General features: G+C 55.2%; 23 protein-coding genes. 2 read left to right on the top strand and 21 right to left on the bottom strand.

From position 1 onward, the window contains the following. Position 1 precedes the first annotated feature (1 nt). Entirely contained in the window at positions 2 to 1450 is a 1449-nt protein-coding gene (locus C8273_RS11590) for a TrkH family potassium uptake protein (RefSeq protein ID WP_106627864.1), read from the top strand. A 116-nt stretch (positions 1451 to 1566) separates the two neighbouring features. Here the strand turns inward: C8273_RS11590 and C8273_RS11585 are convergent, their stop codons facing one another. The 4 genes from C8273_RS11585 to C8273_RS11570 all read right to left on the bottom strand — a co-directional run bounded on the left by C8273_RS11585 (position 1567) and on the right by C8273_RS11570 (position 4599). After that, complete coding sequence (locus C8273_RS11585) at positions 1567 to 1773, bottom strand: DUF4368 domain-containing protein (protein ID WP_234344086.1); 207 nt, start codon at positions 1771 to 1773, stop codon at positions 1567 to 1569. A gap of 656 nt (positions 1774 to 2429) precedes the next feature. After that, positions 2430 to 3068 carry a hypothetical protein gene (locus C8273_RS11580; RefSeq protein ID WP_106627863.1) on the bottom strand — a complete coding sequence of 213 codons (639 nt, stop codon included), beginning with the start codon at positions 3066 to 3068 and terminating at the stop codon, positions 2430 to 2432. Continuing rightward, positions 3055 to 3765 (bottom strand): uracil-DNA glycosylase family protein, encoded by a 711-nt coding sequence (locus C8273_RS11575; RefSeq protein ID WP_106627862.1) that lies wholly within the window; start codon positions 3763 to 3765, stop codon positions 3055 to 3057. Before C8273_RS11575 ends, C8273_RS11580 begins: the two co-directional genes overlap by 14 nt. Before the next feature lie 228 nt (positions 3766 to 3993). Further along, complete coding sequence (locus C8273_RS11570) at positions 3994 to 4599, bottom strand: recombinase family protein (protein WP_106627861.1); 606 nt, start codon at positions 4597 to 4599, stop codon at positions 3994 to 3996. Positions 4600 to 4952: 353 nt separating this feature from the next. Here C8273_RS11570 and C8273_RS13520 point away from each other — a divergent pair, with 353 nt between their 5' ends. Then, positions 4953 to 5516 (top strand): PBECR4 domain-containing protein, encoded by a 564-nt coding sequence (locus C8273_RS13520; RefSeq protein WP_106627860.1) that lies wholly within the window; start codon positions 4953 to 4955, stop codon positions 5514 to 5516. 101 nt (positions 5517 to 5617) lie between these two features. Here the strand turns inward: C8273_RS13520 and C8273_RS11560 are convergent, their stop codons facing one another. The 17 genes from C8273_RS11560 to C8273_RS11480 form a co-directional block, all read right to left on the bottom strand. Further along, a complete protein-coding gene (locus C8273_RS11560; protein ID WP_234344079.1) occupies positions 5618 to 6019 on the bottom strand; it encodes a hypothetical protein in 402 nt (133 codons plus the stop codon). 186 nt (positions 6020 to 6205) lie between these two features. Beyond that, positions 6206 to 6739 (bottom strand): NYN domain-containing protein, encoded by a 534-nt coding sequence (locus C8273_RS11555; protein ID WP_106627859.1) that lies wholly within the window; start codon positions 6737 to 6739, stop codon positions 6206 to 6208. Next, complete coding sequence (rlmB, locus tag C8273_RS11550; protein WP_106627858.1) at positions 6732 to 7583, bottom strand: 23S rRNA (guanosine(2251)-2'-O)-methyltransferase RlmB; 852 nt, start codon at positions 7581 to 7583, stop codon at positions 6732 to 6734. Before rlmB ends, C8273_RS11555 begins: the two co-directional genes overlap by 8 nt. Positions 7584 to 7599: 16 nt before the next feature. Then, positions 7600 to 8238 carry an FAD-dependent thymidylate synthase gene (thyX, locus tag C8273_RS11545; protein WP_106627857.1) on the bottom strand — a complete coding sequence of 213 codons (639 nt, stop codon included), beginning with the start codon at positions 8236 to 8238 and terminating at the stop codon, positions 7600 to 7602. Next, positions 8228 to 8722 carry a Mini-ribonuclease 3 gene (locus tag C8273_RS11540; RefSeq protein ID WP_106627856.1) on the bottom strand — a complete coding sequence of 165 codons (495 nt, stop codon included), beginning with the start codon at positions 8720 to 8722 and terminating at the stop codon, positions 8228 to 8230. The genes thyX and C8273_RS11540 overlap by 11 nt, the downstream gene beginning before the upstream one ends. Next, positions 8719 to 10146, bottom strand: coding sequence for a cysteine--tRNA ligase (gene cysS, locus C8273_RS11535; RefSeq protein ID WP_106627855.1), 1428 nt, complete (start codon positions 10144 to 10146; stop codon positions 8719 to 8721). The genes C8273_RS11540 and cysS overlap by 4 nt, the downstream gene beginning before the upstream one ends. A gap of 8 nt (positions 10147 to 10154) precedes the next feature. Continuing rightward, the gene (cysE, locus tag C8273_RS11530) at positions 10155 to 10877 is read right to left on the bottom strand and encodes a serine O-acetyltransferase (protein WP_106627854.1); all 723 of its coding nucleotides are present in this window, start codon (positions 10875 to 10877) and stop codon (positions 10155 to 10157) included. Positions 10878 to 11088: 211 nt separating this feature from the next. Then, the gene (gene rpsA, locus C8273_RS11525) at positions 11089 to 12243 is read right to left on the bottom strand and encodes a 30S ribosomal protein S1 (RefSeq protein ID WP_106627853.1); all 1155 of its coding nucleotides are present in this window, start codon (positions 12241 to 12243) and stop codon (positions 11089 to 11091) included. Further along, positions 12240 to 13067 (bottom strand): 4-hydroxy-3-methylbut-2-enyl diphosphate reductase, encoded by an 828-nt coding sequence (gene ispH, locus C8273_RS11520; protein WP_106627852.1) that lies wholly within the window; start codon positions 13065 to 13067, stop codon positions 12240 to 12242. Before ispH ends, rpsA begins: the two co-directional genes overlap by 4 nt. Positions 13068 to 13210: 143 nt before the next feature. Further along, positions 13211 to 13576: a fluoride efflux transporter CrcB gene (crcB, locus tag C8273_RS11515; RefSeq protein WP_106627851.1), complete on the bottom strand. Its 366-nt coding sequence runs from the start codon at positions 13574 to 13576 to the stop codon at positions 13211 to 13213. Next, on the bottom strand, positions 13573 to 14196 hold the full coding sequence (locus C8273_RS11510; protein WP_106627850.1) for a histidine phosphatase family protein: 624 nt from the start codon (positions 14194 to 14196) through the stop codon (positions 13573 to 13575). The genes crcB and C8273_RS11510 overlap by 4 nt, the downstream gene beginning before the upstream one ends. Positions 14197 to 14215: 19 nt before the next feature. Then, positions 14216 to 15094 (bottom strand): GHMP family kinase ATP-binding protein, encoded by an 879-nt coding sequence (locus C8273_RS11505; RefSeq protein WP_106627849.1) that lies wholly within the window; start codon positions 15092 to 15094, stop codon positions 14216 to 14218. Further along, entirely contained in the window at positions 15085 to 15861 is a 777-nt protein-coding gene (gene cobS / locus C8273_RS11500) for an adenosylcobinamide-GDP ribazoletransferase (RefSeq protein ID WP_106627848.1), read from the bottom strand. The genes C8273_RS11505 and cobS overlap by 10 nt, the downstream gene beginning before the upstream one ends. After that, positions 15858 to 16826 carry an adenosylcobinamide-phosphate synthase CbiB gene (gene cbiB / locus C8273_RS11495; protein ID WP_106627847.1) on the bottom strand — a complete coding sequence of 323 codons (969 nt, stop codon included), beginning with the start codon at positions 16824 to 16826 and terminating at the stop codon, positions 15858 to 15860. Before cbiB ends, cobS begins: the two co-directional genes overlap by 4 nt. Next, positions 16823 to 18355 (bottom strand): cobyric acid synthase, encoded by a 1533-nt coding sequence (locus C8273_RS11490; RefSeq protein ID WP_106627846.1) that lies wholly within the window; start codon positions 18353 to 18355, stop codon positions 16823 to 16825. The genes cbiB and C8273_RS11490 overlap by 4 nt, the downstream gene beginning before the upstream one ends. Continuing rightward, positions 18355 to 18927, bottom strand: coding sequence for a bifunctional adenosylcobinamide kinase/adenosylcobinamide-phosphate guanylyltransferase (gene cobU / locus C8273_RS11485; RefSeq protein WP_106627845.1), 573 nt, complete (start codon positions 18925 to 18927; stop codon positions 18355 to 18357). Before cobU ends, C8273_RS11490 begins: the two co-directional genes overlap by 1 nt. After that, positions 18906 to 20282 (bottom strand): cobyrinate a,c-diamide synthase, encoded by a 1377-nt coding sequence (locus C8273_RS11480; RefSeq protein ID WP_106627844.1) that lies wholly within the window; start codon positions 20280 to 20282, stop codon positions 18906 to 18908. Before C8273_RS11480 ends, cobU begins: the two co-directional genes overlap by 22 nt. Positions 20283 to 20284 lie beyond the last annotated feature (2 nt).

Here is a 20284-nt window from a genome sequence, read left to right as displayed (position 1 = left end):
TATGAATATTTACACCGTCAACTACATTCTCTCACGCCTCTCGTTCGCAATGGCGGCATCCCTCGTGATCCCACTCGTACTCGCAATCGCCGCCAATGAACCGAGTCGCCAGGCATTTATGTTGTCCGTTCTCGTCAGTGCATTCCTCGGCGTCGGCTTCCGCCGCTACGGGAAGCCCGCCGAGGCGCTGACGGCGCGTGAGGGCATTGCCATCACGGCGTTTGGCTGGTTTACGGGGACGTTTCTCGGCATGCTCCCCTACCTCCTCGGCAACTACCTTGGCTTTCTCGATGCACTCTTTGAAAGCATCTCTGGATTCACGGGCACGGGCGCGACGGTCTTCTCGTCGCTTGGCACGCTCCCCTACAGCATTCTCTTTTGGCGCATGATGACGGCTTGGATCGGGGGACTTGGCATCATTGTCATCTTCATCGCACTCCTCCCCCAGTCCGGCGCGAGTACCATCTATATGTATAACGCCGAGGGCGGGGGACCAACGATGGATCGCGTCATGCCGCGGCTGCGCGACATGACCATAGCGCTCTTCAAGATCTACCTGATATTTACGGCGTTTACAACGGGCATATTCATGCTCTGTGGGGTAGATTTCAGCATTGCTGTTACACATGCAATGTCCACCATCGGGACGTGCGGCTTCTCGACATACGACGATAGCACAATGCACTTCCACCATCTCCCGTTCGAGCTGTGGACTGCGCTCTTCATGTTCCTTGCGGGCGGCAGCTTCTCCCTCTACTACCGCGCGTGGGTCAAGGGACCATCCGTCATTCTTCGCAACACAGAATTTCGCACCTATCTCTGCATAATCCTCGTTTCCATACTGCTCATCTTCCTGAACCTCATCGTCGAAATGGGCTTGGATTTCGCGTCAGCCGTGCGCTTCGCCGTGTTTCAGGTGACATCGCTGTCAACGACGGGCTTTGTTTCGGCGGATTTTGAAACATGGCCGACGTTTTCAAAGTTACTGCTGCTCATCCTCATGATGATCGGCGGCTGTGCAGGATCAACCGCAAGCGGCATCAAAGTCGCACGCCTCATCCTTCTCGTGCGCAATGCGCGCGCCGTCATTCTCCAAAAGCTGAATCCACACCGTGTCGTCGACATCTCGCTGGGTGGTGCCCATGTGGACAGTGCGATGCTGCTGCGCGTTGGGACGTTCTTCTTCCTCTACCTTGCGATCATCTTTGTAACGGCATTCCTCCTCACGATGGACGGACTGCTCCCATTCGATGCGATCGCCGTCGCCGTCACAACCATCGGCAACATCGGTCCTGCCTTCGGCATCGTAAGCGCCACCTCCACCTACGCGCCGCTCTCGGACTTTGTAAAGGCTGTTCTCTGCCTCTCCATGCTCCTCGGCCGCCTTGAAATATTTACACTGCTCATCCTTCTGCGCCCCTCATTCTGGCGCAAGACAAAGCGATGGTAATGGGCTACGAAAAAACTCTTTGAGCCGTTCTTGGTTCAAAGAGTTTTTCATTTGATAACTTCCCTTATGGATACCGCTTTCGCAAAAAATATGGCACAGCCAGTCCGTAAAACCGGCTATGCCTGTTCGTTTTCCGCATCCAAAGTCCGAGTGTTGAACTCTCCGATGCAGTTCCACACGATGACGATTTTCTGGGTGCGTTTGCCGTCCGCCACTTCCGGATGGAAGATGTACACCTTCTCAATGAACTCGCGGACAATTTCTGAGGTAAGCTCCGGGATGTCCGTATACTCTTCGTCCAAGACGTATGCGTTGGACGGCATTGTAGGCAGTCATGTCCTTGACCTCGAAGATATTTTTCTTCTCAAGCCCCTCCTCTCGATGCTTTCTTCGCCGATTCTCCCGTTGTCGTTTCCTGTCCTTCACGGCGCATCTCCTCTCGAAACAGAAAGACTCCTCACTTGATGCGGGAAACCGCCGTTTCCGGCTGACATCCGCTGACGATTGGGACAGCTTGTCTACCACAGCTTCCGCTTTGCCGATTATGAGATTGATTATTTGAAGGACGGCACTTAGGCTGCCATCCTCGTATGCGACGCTCATCATCCCCCGGATGTAACGCAAAAGGATTACATTTCGGAAGGATACATACTTTCCAGCTTGTGCAATCTGGCAAAAAAATAAATGACCTCCCAAAAGAGAAGCCATTCACGGATTTGATGATTGACGGGCGTTATGATGACCTGCCGCCACTGCGGGGACTTCTTCATTCGCAGGAACAATCGGCAGGAATACTGCGACAAGGATAAATGCCAGAAAGCACAGAATGCCAAGAATCAGCGAGGGTTTAGAAAACGCAAGCAAATAGCGAAGGTCGGTAAAACCTAATGCGTATGATTGGCAACCGCGCTATCCTCGTATTTATCATATTGTTTTAGAAGCCTTTCTTAGATTAAAGTTGACGAATAAACAGGAAGAGTTATTTTTCGAACCTATTTAATAAGTATCGCTTGTACATTTCCGTATCTCTTGTCGGAACATTTCCATTATGCAATTCTCCCCACTTTTTTTCATCGGATGAATACTGATAGCGCCTGAGATACCAAACCTTAAGGCGATGGTGTCCATTCGGACTCTTTGCGCATTTAGACTTTTCCAGATCTGATATCGACTCACCTGAAATTAAAATATGTTGTCCTTTACCTTCTTTGTTGATTTCTCTGTAAGTTTCGGATTCTGCGCCACAATACTCGCAAATTTGTCCATAAACACCAAACTTACTGACTTTACGCGCGTCTATTTTCATGTTCTCAGGGGTAGTCTCATCCAGCTTCTTCACCATCGCGGCAATATCCTTATCAACACTCTGCTCTCTGTTTTCACCGGGAAGCGCCGAAACCAATAAAAGAGAAACGATACAAACAGCACCCACAATTCGTTTTATTTTACTGAAATGCAAATATTGAGCATCTGATCTGTAATCTTCTCCCGCCCCTAAACGTGCGCGACGCTTCTTCCACCACAAGTAACAAAAGCCAAAAAAGCTAATCACAAAAAAAACAGGGAAAACAATTCTTTCAGAACTTGCATTTTCACTCACTCCCTCACGGATGAACAAACTGTTGCAAAAAACCATACTCTCTCTTAGCCACCTGACAAATAGACATGAGAGCGTAGTAATTGATGCGGTTAGGATACTGCGAAGCTGGGTGATAATAGTCAATCACCAGTTTCCCGTTCCATTGACCGAACAGCGTCATCTTAGTTTCATTATTCTTCCATCTGTCGCCAAGTATTGCTCTTAGGCAATCGCTGGTATTGCCGCACAGGATGATGTCAGGATTGATAATATCAAGCTCTCTGCGCAGAAAATCTTGATCCGCCTCAGCGTATGCAACAATCTCTTGATTGTCAGATTGCGATTGCCCATTGCTCTTTTTGATATTGATTACGGCGATACAATCTGTATTTTTCCAGCTATTATTTTGAATACGATCTTTGTCATATGCACTGCACTCTCCAAACGACTGGAAGATGGCTTCCGTCCAAACAGCCACCTTCTTCCACATCTTCCACGGATCTTCATCGTGAAGCGCTTGGACTAAGTCAAAGCCGTCACTATCTGAGTAAGCCTCTTTCAGCAAATAGCAAATTTTTGGGGTTGTCTGCTCATACCAGTCTTTCAGTGATACAATGCCGTCACGAATAAACCGTTCATAACCTTTTTTCTTGTGAACCTCTTCCCAATCTTGAAAGAGAGTGTTCATATCCGCTGTTGTCTTGGAGCTCAACGTATCTATATCCATACTATCCATCGAGACCCCTCATTTCTCAAAAATATCATATCATTGTTTTGTGGTGCTGTTTACGACGCAACTCTCATCAATGGGCGTAAATAATACCATGGTCTGGCTGACATCTAAAAATTTTATTTTTTAGCAGGAGTTAAGGAACTTATGCAGAAAAATGTAGGTAGGTTAAGCTCAAATTGGGCGCAAATCAAGGATTCGGTGGGCGTAAAATAACGATGGCATTTTTTACAGTTACTCATCGGCTGACTCCCTAACCCATTTAAGAAAAGTTGGTGTGGACACGCCCAGAGCCACAGCAGCCTTACGGGCAGAGATTTCACTGTTCTCCCACTGCTCACGGAGGGCTTCGTACCCATCAGGCTTCTCTATCGGCTTTCTGCCGAACTTCACACCTCTCGCCCGTGCTGCCGCCAGTCCCTCCATCCTCCGCTGATGGTTCATATTGCGCTCCGTTTCGGCAACGTAGGAGAACACTTGGATAACAAGATTCGAAATGAGTTTTGCAGTTAGATCGTCACCGTACTTGTTCCGTGTATCCAAAAGCGGCAGATCAATAACCACGATGGCGGCATCCTTCTGCTTGGTGATGATGTCAAGCTGTTTCATCATCTCGTCGTAGTTGCGCCCAAGACGGTCGAGGCTCTTAACCACGACCGTATCGCCGGGCTTGATTGCAGCCATCATCTCAGTGTAAGCAGGACGATCGAAGCCCTTCCCGCTCTGTTTGTCCACGAAAATACATTCCTTTGGAATGCCAAAACTCTCCATTGCCAACCACTGGCGATCATCCCTCTGCGTAATGGTAGATACACGAATATAACCATAGATATTGCTCATGTGGATTCCTCCTCCAAATTGCGAAAACTCATACACTCTGATTTTAGAGGAATCCTTGATTGTGTTTTGGTACGGCTGCCGATATTACCATCCCTTTTGACGATAGTGGGGCGTCATTCAAAATAAGTTTCCCCAAGAAAATCCTTGACAGAGAAGATGCCATCATGTATCTTTAGATTAAGAGAATATATGGCTGTTACGAGCGGCTATGGCCATCCCTTCCGTTTGGGGACAATAAAGATACAGCGGAGTTGACCGTCGGCGAGGGTAGGGAAACTCGCCGCTGCTCGGAAGTAGAGAGAATTGTTTCGGCAGTTCTCTCTACTTTTCTTTGTGATGGAAATCGGTGCGGTATGACGGATTTACAGCAGATACAACAATATTATGAGCAAAACTTATGTGACAGGGTCTTTCAGTACAGCCTAACGAACGGCACGGTGCTGCAGGTTATCTTCTATCGAGAAGCACTCTGCCATCTGCTTGGCATCCAACACATTACGAATAATCGCCGCTATATCGGCAGGAGCGGCTACGAGCGCATACGCTCCGGGGAATTGACTATACAGAGACTCAAAGACATGAATCGTTCCGGATTCGCCAGAGCAAAGCACCGCATGGAGCATTTCACTCTGATCGGGCATCTGATGGAACACGGTGCTGTGTTTCGGTTCTACCCGGAACGGGCAGGAGGTACACGCATTCAGGCTACCTTTCTCATACATGAAAAAGAACGCAAACTGTACCTGCATTTGTTCTTGACGCGGGAATCCCCAAAGTCCGACATCTATGCTCCCATGTCCTATATTGTGATAACAGAGCGGGATGACAATCCGAATCTGTATGTTGTCGGACAAGAACACAAGAAGGTTCTTACCTTCGATATTCTGCCTATGAAGCAACAGATTGAAGCCAAGTAAGCCCATCAGCTTATTGCCGATGGGCTTTTGTGTGATTGAGAACACAGCTTTCTCTCCCACAGCTCTGATAGCGAGCATCTTCCCCGTTGATAGTGTCAGTTCTATGCGCGGCAGCCCGATTCCTCCATGATGTGTTCCCCGGTTGTCTGCGCCATCGCTTCAATCCCCGTAATCTGTGTCCCCTCCTCCTGCGGAATCTCCTCAGCATCTTTCTTACTGCCGTCAGTGAGAACGTCCCCTTCGGACTGCTCTACCATGAATCCTGCTGCTTCGACGGCTGCGAGGACACTTGCCGTCTGCTCATCCTTCTCGAAAATCAGCACGCCGTGCTTACCGATCTCGTAGCCGCCAATCTGAAAGGCAAAGCTCGGTGTCCCCATGTATTTGGGTCTGATTCCCAGAGCATCTCCGATAACTTTGGCAAGCCGCTTACGGTCTGCTCCGCTCACATTGTACTTGCGTTCAATGGTGTTGTCCTCCTTTGTAGTGGTGTGGTTTTCCATGTCTATCTATCACTCGCCGGAGCAGAAATTTCAAGTGATTTTTGAGATGCACTCTCATTATCTTTCTTCCAAATAAAGCAACGACCATGCAGGATTTTGCGTCCACATGGTCGTTTTTTTCTTGAAAATTGTTGATAAAACTGCGTTGATTGCGTATCCCTAAGAAGACTCATTTCTTTCGTTCTTCTATTTCCTACGCCGCAGCTCCTCAAGACGCGCAAGGGTGTCGCGGTCGATGCGCTCGTGCAGTTCGCTGCGTGCAAGCGGCTGAATGTGCGGATTCATAAACTCCGCCTTCATTTGTTTCTTCGCCTTCTTCACGGAGCGGCGCAGCTCGCGCGAGGTGATACGGTAGGCACCCGCGCCGAGAATAACGCTCTGCTCTGCACCGTCGGATGTGACGACGTGCACCTCACGCCCCTCACGCACCGCTGTGTATGCAAGGCGCTCGATGCAGCTGTCTGCCGTCTCGCCCGCCCCCGTGTAGATGACGCGCATGCGGTCACTGGTCTGCAGTTCGTGCTCCTCATCCTCGGTAAAGAACGCATCGAATACGACGGTCATCTCGTAGTTCTCAAACGCGCCGTACTCCGTGAGAATGTGTACGAGGACATCGCGTGCCTCGTCGAGATTGCCGCGCAGGCGCATGAGCTCCGGCCATGCGTTGATGACATTATAGCCGTCGACGAGATAGTATTCGCTCTCGCGCTGTCTAGCCATGCCGCACCGCAGCCTTTGCCGTGCGCTGGCGCAGCGCCTCATACATCAGAATCGCACCCGCAACCGAGGCGTTGAGCGAGTTGATCTTCCCGCGCATCGGCAGCCGCACGGTGAAGTCACAGAGATCGCGCGTGAGGCGGCTCATGCCACGCCCCTCACTGCCGATGACGAGGACGAGCGCACCCGTGAGGTTCGCACGGTCATACGTCTCCTCTCCTGCCATATCCGCGCCCGCAATCCAGAACCCCTGCTCCTTGAGTGCACGCATGGTCTGCGCGATATTGCCGATGCGCGCCACGGGAACATACTCAAGTGCCCCCGCCGAAATGCGTGCGACGGTCTCCGTCAGTGGAACGCTGTGGCGGCGCGGCAGAAGGATCCCATGCACGCCCGCCGCATCTGCCGTGCGGAGAAGCGCCCCCAAATTCTGCGGATCCTCGATGCCGTCGAGCAGCAGCAGCAGTGGATCCTCGCCGCGCTCTCGCGCCCCCGCAATGATCTCCTCGACGGCAACGTATGCGACGGGCGCGACATAAGCGAGCGCTCCCTGATGGCGTACCCCTTCGGGCACGGCGGCATCCAGCTTTGCGCGTCCAACGGTGTCCACCGCAATGCCATGCTCACGCGCAAGATCGCGCAGTTCGTGTACAGAGTTCCCATGCAGACCGTCCGCGAGCAGGATACGATTGATACCGCGCCCCGCCTTGATTGCCTCCACAATGGCGTGGCGTCCCGCCAAAACATGAGATGGCTGCTCCGATGTGCGCTCCTCTGCAATTTTCTCAGTACGTTTTTCCCTGTGTTTTTCGGTACGCTTTTCAGTGCGCTCCGCTTTCCCTTTCATTGTTCGCCCTCCCCTATCATCCGCGTGGGATAAAGCGCTCCAACCACGGCTCTGCCGCAACAATGAGGTCGCGCATACGGAGCATCATCTCCTTGATCTCCCACTGTGCACCGGGGGTCAGGACGCGCTTCTCATACACATCCATAAAGGAGCGCAGGTTGAGTGTCGTGACAAAATTCGTGCACACACCGCCCGGCAGCACGAAGCGTGCATCCTGCTTTGCAACGCCCATTGCAAGCAAATCGTCATACGCCTGTTGGATCTCACGCATGCACGCCATATAGCGCGTGTATGCGTTCTCGTTATCTGCAACCGTCTGCGGAACGACATGCCCAAAGAGTCCGTCCGCCTGCTTTGCGGACTGCTCGGAGACATAGCGTTGGCTCTGCACGCTCAGCGAGACACCGATGCGATGGCGGCTGTACTGCGCAAGCAGGGTACGCGAGACATCCTTGACGGCAAAGGTCATGGAGCAGTGCTCCACCACCGAGAGATGCTTGCTCGTCATAATGCGCTCTAAGAGACGCAGCATCTCTTCATCCGTCTTCTCCTCGGTGAGGAGTTCAATCGGAGAGTCCGCGCTGTAGCACGTCCGCGCCGCCGTCCAGCAGGTTTTGAGGTAGTTCGGTGTCTTTGAAATCAGTTTAATTTCCATGTTGTTGCTCCTGCTGATTCATCATCTCTTTCGCGATGATCTGAAACGCTGCCTCCGTGATCTCCTCAAGGCGCTCGTGCTCCGCGCGGATGTAAAGGCTCCCGAGCAGCGCCTCAAAGCCCGTGCTCGCGTGATAGTCCGCAACGGACGCACTGCGCGGCGCATGGCTCTTCGTATTGCGTGCGCGCCGATAGATCGTCTGCTCCTCCTCCGTGAGCATATCCGAAATACCGCGATAGGCACGCGCCTGCCAGAGCGCGGAGACGATCTGCGCACTGAACGCATGAAGTGCCTGCACCTGTGTCTGCTCGTAGGAGAGGAGGCGCATACGCACGTAAAGGTGAAAGTAGGCATCGCCTATGTATGCGAGAACGAGCGGATGTATATTCGCTGCATCCACGTTCTCATAGCGCGTGCGGATATTGCCCGCCTCATCCGGCAGGAACATCATACGCACGAGCTGCTGAAATCGTTCAAACTTCATGCGCGCTTCCAGCGCACGCCCGTCGGCGTGTCCTCAAGTACGACGCCCGCCTCCTTGAGTCCGTCGCGAATCTTATCCGCGACTGCCCAGTTCTTCGCTGCGCGCGCCTCCTGTCGGATGCCGATGATGAGTTCCATCAGCGCATCGGTAAGCCCGTCGTCCGTCGATGCTTCCTCCTGCTCAAAGATGCCGATGATCGCCGCCATTGCGCGATAGGCATCCGCTGCCTTTTTGAAGTTCACTGCGTCAAATGCTGCGCCGCGCTCCACCTCCTGATGGTAGCGGTTGATCTCCTTCGCAAGGCCAAACATCTGACTGATCGCAAGCGCCGTGTTGAAGTCATCGTCCATCGCCGCATCGAAGTCCCGCAAGAACGACTCCGCCTGCGCCGCCAGCTCCGCCGCCGTATCCGAAGCCCCCTCACGCTGCAAGAGCTCTGTAATCACTTCATTCGCATTGCGCAGACGATCAAGTGCCGTCTGTGCCTCGCGCAGCCGCTCGTCGCTAAAGTCGAGCGGACTGCGGTAATGCGTCTGGAGGATGAAGAAGCGAATGACCTCGCCCGGGAACTCCTTGAGGATGTCCTTCACCGTAAAGAAGTTGTTCTTCGACTTCGACATCTTCTCGTTGTCGATCGTGATGAATCCGTTGTGCAGCCAATAGCGTGCAAACTTCTCATCGCCGTCAATGCACGGCTCCGCCTGTGCAATCTCGTTCTCATGGTGCGGGAAGATGAGATCGTTGCCGCCGCCATGGAAGTCAAAAACCTCGCCGAGATATTTCACGGACATCGCCGAGCACTCGATGTGCCAGCCGGGACGCCCCTGCCCCCACGGACTCTCCCACGAGGGTTCGCCAGGCTTCGCCGCCTTCCAGAGGGCAAAGTCCATCGGGTTCTCCTTCGTCTCGTTGACCTCGACGCGCGCGCCTGCCTCCATATCGTCAAGACTGCGCCCGCTGAGGCAGCCGTAGCGTGCAAAGGCCTCCACACGGTAGTAGACATCCCCCGCTTCCGTCACGTATGCGTAGCCGCGCGTGACCAGCTTCTCGATCATACGCTGGATGTCCTCCATCGTCTCGGAGACGCGCGGAAACACATCGGCACGGCGTACGTTGAGGGCATCCATCGCCTTGAAATACGCGGTGATATAGCGGTCGGAGATCTCCTTCCACGTCACACCCTCGCGGTTTGCGGCATTGATGATCTTGTCGTCCACATCCGTAAAGTTCTGGATGTAGCGCACAGCGTACCCCTTGCGTGCAAGATAGCGGCGAATGACATCCCATGTGACAAAGGGGCGTGCATTCCCGATGTGCGGATCATTGTACGGCGTCACGCCGCAGCAGTAGATACTGACCTCCCCCGCGCGCAGCGGATGGAACTCTTCCTTTTTTCGCGTCATTGTATTGTATACGGTAAGCATAACAACTCCTACTTTCGTTCTTCCAGTTTGGAAAGGCGTTCCTTCAGCATCTCGATCTCATGGCGCATCGCCTCGATCATCTCCGCCTCGGGATCGGGCAGCATATCGTGATCAAGATCGACATCCAACTCGCTTGCAAGCTCCTCTGCACTCTCTCCATACTCGATGGAGAGCTCCCGCGCTCTGTGAAAGTCCGCCTCCGTGCGGACGCGCTGTCCATTCATCACGACAATGCGCCCCGGAATGCCGACCACCGTTGCATGAGCAGGGACAGGACGCAGTACGACGGAGCCCGCGCCGATCTTCGCGTGATCGCCCACGGTGAAGGAGCCGAGCACCTTCGCACCCGAGGCGACAACGACATTGTTGCCGAGCGTCGGATGGCGCTTGCCCTTTTCCTTACCCGTTCCGCCGAGTGTCACCCCCTGATAGAGGGTAACATTTCGCCCAAGCTCTGCCGTCTCCCCGATGACGATGCCCGTACCGTGGTCGATGAAAAGCCCCTCGCCAATCGTCGCACCGGGATGGATCTCAATGCCCGTCAGGAAACGCCCAAAATTGGAGATCAGGCGCGGGACGATCACCCAGCCGCGTATGTAGAGCGCGTGTGCAATACGATGCAGCCAGATGGCATGCAGTCCGCCGTAACAGAGCAGCACCTCAATCGTACTCCGCGCCGCAGGGTCACGTTCAAAGACAACGCGAATATCACGCCTCAACCTCGCGAACATAACAGCTATCTCTCCCCCATACCATCAGCAAAAGAAATGCGCCTGCGCCTCTTCAGAGACGCCGACGCGCAGATCGCCTTTGATTCCTTCCTTATTTTAGCAAAGAAGGCAACGATGTGCAAGAAGGCAAATGAGGTAGCACCGCTGAAATAAAAAAGGAGTGACATACATCACTCCTTCGTACTCTATGAAATAAACCCGCAGTACAAACTTACTTCAGCCAATCGAGATGTGCCTCGACTTGTCCCTCCGTGTTATCGCTCGCCTCAGCCTTTTCCGACTGATGCTCGTCCACGTACTTCTTGACCTCCGCCGCATCTGCATCGCGCTTCGCCTTCGTGATCGACAGCGAGATACGCTTGCGCTTCGTATCAATGCGGAGCACCTTGACCGTCACGACATCGCCCGTATGAACTGCCTCATCTGCACGCTCAATGCGCTTTTCAGCAAGCTCGCCCATCGGGATAAGACCGTCAAAGCCCGGCTCGATCTCCATAAACGCACCGAAGTCCGTCAGTTTGATGATCTTGCCCTCGATGAAGTCGCCCTCGGCGTACTGCTCCGCCTTCTCGACCCACGGATCCGGAAGCGTATCCTTCACCGAGAGGGAGATGCGCTTTGCATCGCGGTCGACACTCTTGACAAAGACATCGAGTTCCTGTCCGACCTCGAGCACCTCGGACGGATGCTTTACACGGTGCCATGCGAGATCCGAGATATGAGCAAGCCCGTCCACACCGCCGATGTCAATGAATGCACCGTAGTCGACAAGGCGCTTGACCGTACCGCGCACAACCTGCTCCGGCTCAATCGCCGAGAACACAGCCTCTTCCTTCTCCGCGCGATCACGCTCAAGAAGCTTGCGGCGCGAGAGGACGAGACGGCGCTTCTGAACATCGATCTCAATGATCTCCGCCTCAACCGTCTGATCCACATAGACTGCAAGATCCTTGACGAAGTGGAGCTCCATCTGGGATGCGGGGATAAACCCGCGCAGCCCCATGACGTACGCAACGAGACCGCCCTTGACCTCTTTCGCGATCTTCGCCTCAACGGTCTCACCCTTGGCTTTGATCTCCTCGATATCCTTCCAAGCCGCCATCTTATCCGCTTCGACTTTGGACAGGCTGCCGCCGTTGTCGCCGCCGAGCGACTTGATGTAAACATCAATTTCATCGCCGACCTTCACGACATCGCGTGCATCGTCCGGCGCAGGAACGGCAAGATCCCTCTTAGAGACAGGAATTTCCTGCTTATAGCCGATATCGACATACGCCTCGTCGCGGGATACCTGAACAACGACCCCTTTGACAACCGTACGCTCCTGGATATCGGGCATATCTTCCTGTTCCAAAAGTTCCTTCATGCTCTGCTCTGACACTGTTTATAAACCTCCTTGATAATCCAGTCCGGTGTAGAAGCACCGGCTGTAATACCAATTTTATTAACATTCATCCACTCGTCCTGCAGTTCTGCCACAGTTTCGATATGGTATGTTTTACACTTTGTTGCACATAGCTGGGCAAGCCGCGTCGTATTGGCACTGTTCTTGCCGCCGATGACGAGCATTACGTCAACCTTTTCGGCAAGCTCCAGAGCCGCCGCCTGACGCAGATCTGTCGCCGTGCATATCGTGCGCAGGATCTTGATCTCACGAGACTTTTCCAAAAGACAGGAAACGATACTCCGAAAGCGATCTCCCGAAAACGTCGTCTGTGAAACAATTCCCAGCTTTCCGATGCGCGGAAGATCGTTCGCCTCCGCCTCGGTCTCGATAATATAGGCATCCCGCGCCGTCCACTCGAAGATACTCTTGACCTCCGGATGATCCTTTTCCCCGACAATCACCACTGTATAGCCTTCCTCGGATAACAGTTTTGCCGAGAGCTGTGCCTTTTTGACGTGCGGACACGTTGCGTCCACGAGTTCTAAACCGCGTGACTCCGCCTCCTCATACACCTTTGGTCCCACTCCATGCGAGCGGATGATGACAAGACCATCGTCCATCTCCTCAAGTGAGCCGACGGTGCCAACGCCCTCATTTTTTAGGCGCTCCACCATCTGTGGATTATGAATGATCGGACCAAGCGTACTGGACATTCCATCCGGAGAGGCATTCTGCCGGGCGATCTCTATGGCACGTTTGACACCATAACAGAACCCCAGATGCTCAGCTAAAATAACCTCCATAGACCTCACCACAATGTATATTGATTCTCAGCGAATCCGCATATACAAAATCCCATCCACACAATCTGAGTAACAGTATAACACGCCAATCTCTTACGCGCAAATAAAATTTATGGAATCACTAATAAAATGTCATCCGTTGGTCAGCCATTAACAATGTACTTCGCTGCAAAAAGGGCAAGAATGCCAAACACAACGCTCAAAACGATATAGAGAATGCCTGTTGTGAGCTGCCCCTTCTCCATCAGACTCCATGCTTCGAGCGAAAACGTAGAAAATGTTGTAAAGCCGCCGCAGACTCCCGTCTGCAGGAAGAGCACGAGGCGCGGATCCAAATTACCGTACCTCCCCGCAATGCCGACAATCAGTCCGATGGCAAAGCAGCCGATCAGATTGACTGCAAATGTGCCAAGCGGGAATCCGCTGCCCAGTTTGGGGATCACCTGCCCGAGCAGATAGCGGCAGACGGCGCCGATTGCGCCGCCAAGCCCCACGGCAAGAAGATTCATCGCACATCCCCTGCGCGCAGATGAGAGGTGTCGTTCATCAGCGTAACGATGGCGAATCCATCGTCCTCAAACCGAATTTTGTTGACTGCCGTATTGAGCTGTGATACATGCCATATCGAACGAATCGGCATAGCGAGAATGTCGGCAAGCAGGATGCGGATGGACGCACCATGCGAAACGATAACGATGCGCTTTCCCTGATGTGCGCGAACAATCTCACGGACACGTCCCGCGACACGCTTTTGAAAGACCGGAAACGGTTCACTTTCCGGAATATCGGCATGTTCGGGATCGTTGTAAAACTGCTTCATCGCGTCCGAATGTTCTGCGTTGACATCGTTGAAACTGCGCCCCTCCCACGCTCCAAAATTCAGTTCGCGCAGCAGCGGATCAGGCGTGACGGTCAGACCGAAACGTGCGGCAAGCGGTGCAGCGGTCTCCATCGCACGTATGAGATCACTCGCATAGATCGCATCCACATGATCGAGAGCGAGATGCCGCCCGAGCGCCTCCGCCTGTGCCCGCCCCTCGGCGGAGAGTGGCACATCCGAGTGCCCCTGAAAGCGTCCCGTCTTGTTCCACTCCGTTTCCCCATGCCGGATGATGATAATTTCTGTCATAGTCCTCCCCTTTTCCCATTCAAGACCGAATCTCGCACACAACGCCGCCGGAGATGAGCCGCTCCGTCCGCATATAGCGATAGCTGCCGGCAAACGCTGCGGCAAGTTCCCGCGTTCGCTGCTCCACATCCATGGACTTCAGATCCGATGCCCAGAGTGCAGCAACAACCGTCCCACTGTGTGCCACGAGCGTTCCGAGAGCCCCCTTCCTCTGTGCAGCGGTGATGAACGACTCCAAGTCCGGCTTTTCCAGATGCTTTTGATTCAGCCGAGCACTCGTCGTTGCCGCCTGTCCAAGCAGTATTTCCCGCTCTCGCCCCTGTGCGTGGAACGCTTCGCGGACAACGCTCATAATCTGCAGATAGTCGGCATCCTGATCGTCATGATTGCCCTTGCTCTTATAATATGCAACCGTATCAACAGCCCCGCCCACATCGAAGATGGAGACGGACATGAGCGGCACATCCGGATACTGGCAAAAGAGTTCTCCCGTAATGTGACTGACATGGGCAATTCCCGTGAAGGAAACGCCATCGCTTGGCTCAATCGCAATCGCGATTGCCATGATCTCTTCTCCCGAAAGCCTTCGCCCAAACGCCTGCGCAACGGCGTACGCGACAGCCGCAATATCAGCACTGGAGGACGCCATTCCCTTCCCCTGCGGAATCTCGGATGTGAGACGTATGCCAAACGGCAGGGAATCCTTTCCGATATAGGAGAGTGTACGCGCCATCGCCTCGCGTGCCTTTTCCCCGAGTCCATGCACGCCGCTGAACGCATCCGAAACCGTCGCCACGGCATACATGCTGATGGGTGCGGTCACAAGAAACGGCATTCCGCCGAGGACGCCTTCCACAAGTTCGCCGCAGGTCGCCGGCGCTTTTGCAATTATCTCCATAAAATCCCCCAAACATCCGGATTGACCGACGCAAGCGAAAAGACAGCCAGGACGAGCGTTTCCGTGAGTACGGTCACAGCACCGTAGACATCCCCCGTCACACCGCCGAGAACAGCCGTCAGCCAACGGCAAACGAGAAGTGCAAATACGGTGCCAAGGACGAGTGCCGCCGATGCGAGCACACCGCACGGCAGAACGAGCAGTGCCGTGGTCAGCGCAGCAATCACAACCGTCCTGCGATCCGCCATATCCGCAAACGTCTTGCCCATGCCGTCCGCGCGCGCGTATGGAAAGCACGCGACGGCAAGCACCATCGCAAATCTGCCGATGATCGGCATAACAAAGAGGGCGGGCACGAGCAGAAACGGGTGCATGTCGAGAAGCAGGGAAAATTGGAGGAACATCAGCAGGACAAAAGAGACGACGCCGAATGAGCCGACACGGCTGTCCTTCATAATCTCAAGCTTGCGCTCCCGCTCCCGCCCAGAGAACACGCCGTCCGCCGTGTCCATAAAGCCGTCCGCGTGCAGCCCGCCCGTCAGGACGAGCGGCAGGATGAGCAGCAGCGCCGCCGTCAGCGTCCGCAGCCCCAAAAATCCGACGGTGTAGACGAGCAGCCCCGCAGCCAGTGCATAGCATACACCGAGCACAAGTCCGACGAGGGGGAAAAAGCGCGTACTGCGCCCAAAATCCTCCGCCGTCCATGTCGTCTGCCGTACAATATGAATCCGTGTGAGAAATTGGAGTCCAACGAGAAAGGAATTCATGAAATGCCTCTGTAGTAGAGAAAAAACAGATAGTAAAAGAGCAGAAAGAGCACGGTCACCGTATACATGAGGCGGATTGCACCGAGGATGTGCTTCGTCGAGATATCTATATGCGCATCGCCCATGTATGCGCGAAAATGACGCTCACCGAAGTAGTAGTTCACCCCGCCGAGCCGGATGTGCAGCGCCCCCGCAACGGGTGCCTCCGCATAACCGCCGTTCGGACTCGGATGCCCTGCGGCATCGCGCACGAGCATATTCAGCGCATTTCGCCCGTCATAGCCCAACAGAAATGCCGCCATCACGAAGAGCACACCCGTCAGTCGGGCGGGCACGTAGTTCAGCACATCGTCCACACGCGCCGCCATGCGCCCGAAGTAAAGATAGCGCTCGTTCTTATAGCCAAGCATGGAGTCCATCGTATTCGCCGCACGGTAGAGCACGGCGAGCGGAGCACCGCCAAATGCAAAGAAAAAGAGCGGCGCGATCACGCCGTCCACGGTATTCTCCGCCACGGTTTCAATCGCTGCGCGTGCCGCATCTGCCTCATCCAGCCGATCTGTATCACGTCCGACGATATAGCCGACGCGCTCCCGCGCCGCTGCAAGATCCCCTTTGACGAGCAGCGCATAGATTTCCTGCCCCGCCTTAGCCAGCATACGCGGCGAAATACAGAAATAGAGCAGGACGACACTGACAAGATCCGCTCCCCACGCCACAGGCAGCGCACGCGCTGCCAGAAGGAGCACCTCCGCAGCCGCATAGGATATACAGAGCACGAGCAGCGTCAGGAGCGCGCCCATGGCAAATTTTCGCTGATTGCCTCCATCGGCAGGATAGAGCAGCCGCTCCAAAAAAGAAATGAAGCGACCAAGCACGGCAACCGGATGCCATCGCGACTGCGGGTCGCCGAGTACAGTATCGAGAAAGAACGCCGCCATGGCAGCGAGTGAGGCAGGAATCATCTGCACGCCTCCACAATCGCCCTCAGCTTCTCCATATCGAGGCTCGCGCGAACCGACTCCGCGAGCCGGTCGTAGGCACGCTCCTTCGCCTCGCGATAGCGGTACTGCACGGGTATCTCCGCCCAACCGCGCCGCATACGCAGGCGGTTGAGCATCCTCCTCCGAAAGTCATCATCGTCGAATATGCCGTGCATATAGGTTCCCACGACGAGACCATCCGCAGAAACGGCACCGTCTGGCACATCCACCGCCGTCCCACCTGCCGAAACAATGTGGAACGGACGATGAATCTCCTCCGTAAAGCACGTTTCCCCCATGTGGATCTCATAGCCAAGAAGTCCCGCTGCACAAATGCGTGCGCCCGAGAAGGAAATATCTGCCGTCGCTGTGACCTGCCGCAGCCGCTTCGCGGACGCAAATGTCGTCTCGATCGGCAGATAGCCGAAGCCCGCCGTCTCATCGTGCTCTGACTCCGTATGGAGAGGATCACGTACCACTCTGCCGAGCATCTGATAACCGCCGCATATACCAAAGAGCGGTGCACCCGCCTCCACACGCTCCCGTATCGCAGCCTCAAGCCCCGTTTCACGGATGTAGATCATATCCTCTGTCGTATTCTTCGAGCCGGGCAGGAGGATAAGATCAGGCGTCCCCAGTTCTGCGGGGGTACGCACATAGTAAAGCGCAACGTCCGGCTCGCCGGCGAGCGCATCAAAGTCCGTGAAGTTCGAGAGCTTCGGCGTGCGGATGACGGCGATCCGCAACTGGTCACTGCACGCAGCGCCATCCCCATAGTGCTTCTCATCGAGCGATACGGAATCCTCCTCGTCAATGCCAAGCTGTTCGATGTGCGGGACAACGCCGAGCACGGGCTTGCCCGTCCTTTCCTCAAGAAAGTCAAGCGCGGGGGTCAGCAGCGTCACATCGCCGCGAAATTTGTTGATGACAAGCCCCTTGACGAGAGCACGCTCCTCCTCATCCAGCAGTTCGAGCGTTCCGACGAGAGAGGCAAGCGCTCCGCCGCGGTCGATGTCCGCGATCAGCAGGACAGGCGCGCGGAGATGTTTTGCCACACGCATATTCACAATATCGTTCGCCTTGAGGTTGATCTCGGCGGGACTGCCCGCCCCCTCGATCACCAGCAGGTCATATTCCTCTTGGAGACGGTCAAGGGCTTCCTCGACCGCGCCCCATGCCTTGAGCGAATAGCCCTTGTGATACTCACGCGCACTCATATTGCCGACCGGCTCTCCCATGATGATGACCTGCGACTGGGAGTTTCCCGTCGGTTTCAGGAGCACGGGATTCATGTCGATCATCGGAGCAAGCCCCGCCGCTTCCGCCTGTGCGACCTGCGCACGCCCCATCTCGCGTCCGTCGAGCGTAACGTATGAGTTCAGCGCCATGTTCTGCGCCTTGAACGGCACGACACGCTGCCCCTCCTGCCGGAAGATTCGGCAAAGTGCCGTTGTGAGAATGCTCTTGCCAACATGGGAGCTCGTCCCCATCAGCATGATGCTCTTTGCCATCAGATCGCCTCCGCAATTTTCTTGATATTGACGGGAATCCCGCAGGTGACAAGGTAGACCTCGGCGGCACTGCGTGCGATCTGCTGATTCGCCACCCCCGCCATATCGCGGTAGAGCCGTCCAAGGCGATGCTCCGGCACGATCCCCGCCCCCACCTCGTTTGTGACGAAAATCGTGGTCGCAGACACATCCTGCGCCGCACGAATGAGCGCCCCGATCCGCTCCTTCACATGAAGGGCAAAGGAGTCACGCTCCTGCTCCTCCTCCGGATATTGGAGCATATCATTGCTCAAGAACATCGTAATGCAGTCAAAGAGGAGCACGCCGTGCGACGCACCTGCCGCGCGAATTGCATCCTCCGTATCAAACGGAGCCTCGTACGTCGTCCAATCCGCAGGACGCCGTGTCTGATGGAGATCAACGCGCTGGCGCATTTCCGCATCGTAAACCTGTGCCGTTGCAATATAAGCGACCCGTGTCCCACTTTGGGCGGCACAGTGTGCGGCATAGCGCTCGGCGAATGCGGATTTCCCAGAACGAACGCCGCCCGTCACGAGAATGATCTGCCCCATCTGCGACACGCCTCCACAAAATTCTCTGCAGCAGTCTGACAACCTGCGAAATGCAGATGCAGATAGCTCCCAAGTACGTTCTTATAGACACAGCCCGCCGCGTACCGTGCTCCGTTGCGCAGCTTGATGAAGGTGAACGGGCGCACCATATCAGCCGCACGCTCCGCTTCCTCCACCGAGAAGTGAAACTCATGCCCGTGCAGCAGGAGTCCCGCAGAGCCGAGGACGGTATCCACCGCCTGCTCCGCCTCTACATAGCCAACCATCTGCAATTTCTCCGTCATGCGTGCACGCGCGGGAAATATGCCCGCCATCGCATGCTCCACGCCATCGAAGTCAACAAGCGACTGCATCAGATACATATAGCCGCCGCATTCGGCATAGATGGGCATCCCCTCTTCCGCCGCATGGCAGAGGGAGGCACGCATGGAGGCATTTTCGGCGAGCTGCGCCGCAAACATCTCAGGAAAGCCTCCACCGATGAGGACACCGTCCACATCGGGCAATGCCTCATCATGCAGGGGGCTGAACGCTATGATTTTCGCACCGTGCGCCTCAAGTTCCGCGAGGCTCGCGGCATAGTAAAAGGAAAACGCTTCGTCGCGCGCGACGCCGATGCGCACGGAGGAGCGTGCATTCTGCTGCGCAGACTGCGGCAGAACAAGCGGTGCAGCAGAACGGGCAAGCTTCAGAATACTGTCCAGATCAAGCCCCGCCTCCACGCGCTCCCCTATGGCACGAACGGTTTCCGCTGCGGCGTTTTCCTCCACAGGTGTCAGCCCAAGGTGACGCTCCGGCAGAGCGAGCGCAGCGTCACGGCGAAGCACACCGTACACAGGCATATCAATGCCCGCCATTGCCTCGCGAATCATCTCCTCATGCGTCTCGCTGCCGAGGCGGTTGAGGAGTACGCCCGCGAGGTTCAGCCGTGCATCATAGACACGGAAGCCGAGCGCCGTCGCCGCCGCAGATGCTCCGACGGACTTTGCGTCGATGACGAGGAGAACGGGAGCGTCCAGCGCCTTGGCTATCGCAGCTGTCGAACTGATGCCGCGCCGCCCGCCGTCATAGAGACCCATGACGCCCTCGATGACGGCGATGTCAGCGCCCGCACATTCGCGTGCAAAGATCTCCGCCAGCCGTGCCTCCGGCACGAGCCATGTATCCAGATTATGCCCGGTACGCCCGCTCGCCAAGCGATGATAACCGAGGTCGATATAGTCCGGTCCCACCTTGAACGACTGTACCGTAAGACCGCGCGCGCGGAGCGCGGCAAGAAGCCCCGTAACGAGCGTCGTCTTGCCGCCGCCCGACTGCGTTGCCGCTATGACAATGCGCGGGATATTCCACTGCATGA

It is taken from the genome of Candidatus Centipeda massiliensis (genome assembly GCF_900290285.1).
Lineage (GTDB): Bacteria > Bacillota > Negativicutes > Selenomonadales > Selenomonadaceae > Centipeda > Centipeda massiliensis.
Note: the sequence above shows the minus strand (reverse complement) of the source record. Positions and strands in the feature narration are given on the sequence as shown.

What these genes read in the sequence shown, in the direction of transcription:
- cysE (WP_106627854.1), bottom strand. Translation starts at nt 10,877, where the DNA reads ATGTTCGCGAGGTTGAGGCGTGATATTCGCGTTGTCTTTGAACGTGAC.
- cbiB (WP_106627847.1), bottom strand. Translation starts at nt 16,826, where the DNA reads ATGATTCCTGCCTCACTCGCTGCCATGGCGGCGTTCTTTCTCGATACT.
- C8273_RS11505 (WP_106627849.1), bottom strand. Translation starts at nt 15,094, where the DNA reads ATGGAGATAATTGCAAAAGCGCCGGCGACCTGCGGCGAACTTGTGGAA.
- C8273_RS11555 (WP_106627859.1), bottom strand. Translation starts at nt 6,739, where the DNA reads ATGGCTAGACAGCGCGAGAGCGAATACTATCTCGTCGACGGCTATAAT.
- C8273_RS13520 (WP_106627860.1), top strand. Translation starts at nt 4,953, where the DNA reads ATGACGGATTTACAGCAGATACAACAATATTATGAGCAAAACTTATGT.
- rlmB (WP_106627858.1), bottom strand. Translation starts at nt 7,583, where the DNA reads ATGAAAGGGAAAGCGGAGCGCACTGAAAAGCGTACCGAAAAACACAGG.
- C8273_RS11575 (WP_106627862.1), bottom strand. Translation starts at nt 3,765, where the DNA reads ATGGATAGTATGGATATAGATACGTTGAGCTCCAAGACAACAGCGGAT.
- C8273_RS11510 (WP_106627850.1), bottom strand. Translation starts at nt 14,196, where the DNA reads ATGACAGAAATTATCATCATCCGGCATGGGGAAACGGAGTGGAACAAG.
- C8273_RS11560 (WP_234344079.1), bottom strand. Translation starts at nt 6,019, where the DNA reads ATGGAAAACCACACCACTACAAAGGAGGACAACACCATTGAACGCAAG.
- crcB (WP_106627851.1), bottom strand. Translation starts at nt 13,576, where the DNA reads ATGAATCTTCTTGCCGTGGGGCTTGGCGGCGCAATCGGCGCCGTCTGC.
- C8273_RS11570 (WP_106627861.1), bottom strand. Translation starts at nt 4,599, where the DNA reads ATGAGCAATATCTATGGTTATATTCGTGTATCTACCATTACGCAGAGG.
- C8273_RS11590 (WP_106627864.1), top strand. Translation starts at nt 2, where the DNA reads ATGAATATTTACACCGTCAACTACATTCTCTCACGCCTCTCGTTCGCA.
- C8273_RS11585 (WP_234344086.1), bottom strand. Translation starts at nt 1,773, where the DNA reads ATGCCGTCCAACGCATACGTCTTGGACGAAGAGTATACGGACATCCCG.
- thyX (WP_106627857.1), bottom strand. Translation starts at nt 8,238, where the DNA reads ATGGAAATTAAACTGATTTCAAAGACACCGAACTACCTCAAAACCTGC.
- cobU (WP_106627845.1), bottom strand. Translation starts at nt 18,927, where the DNA reads ATGGGGCAGATCATTCTCGTGACGGGCGGCGTTCGTTCTGGGAAATCC.
- rpsA (WP_106627853.1), bottom strand. Translation starts at nt 12,243, where the DNA reads ATGAAGGAACTTTTGGAACAGGAAGATATGCCCGATATCCAGGAGCGT.
- C8273_RS11540 (WP_106627856.1), bottom strand. Translation starts at nt 8,722, where the DNA reads ATGAAGTTTGAACGATTTCAGCAGCTCGTGCGTATGATGTTCCTGCCG.
- cysS (WP_106627855.1), bottom strand. Translation starts at nt 10,146, where the DNA reads ATGCTTACCGTATACAATACAATGACGCGAAAAAAGGAAGAGTTCCAT.
- ispH (WP_106627852.1), bottom strand. Translation starts at nt 13,067, where the DNA reads ATGGAGGTTATTTTAGCTGAGCATCTGGGGTTCTGTTATGGTGTCAAA.
- C8273_RS11480 (WP_106627844.1), bottom strand. Translation starts at nt 20,282, where the DNA reads ATGCAGTGGAATATCCCGCGCATTGTCATAGCGGCAACGCAGTCGGGC.
- C8273_RS11490 (WP_106627846.1), bottom strand. Translation starts at nt 18,355, where the DNA reads ATGGCAAAGAGCATCATGCTGATGGGGACGAGCTCCCATGTTGGCAAG.
- cobS (WP_106627848.1), bottom strand. Translation starts at nt 15,861, where the DNA reads ATGAATTCCTTTCTCGTTGGACTCCAATTTCTCACACGGATTCATATT.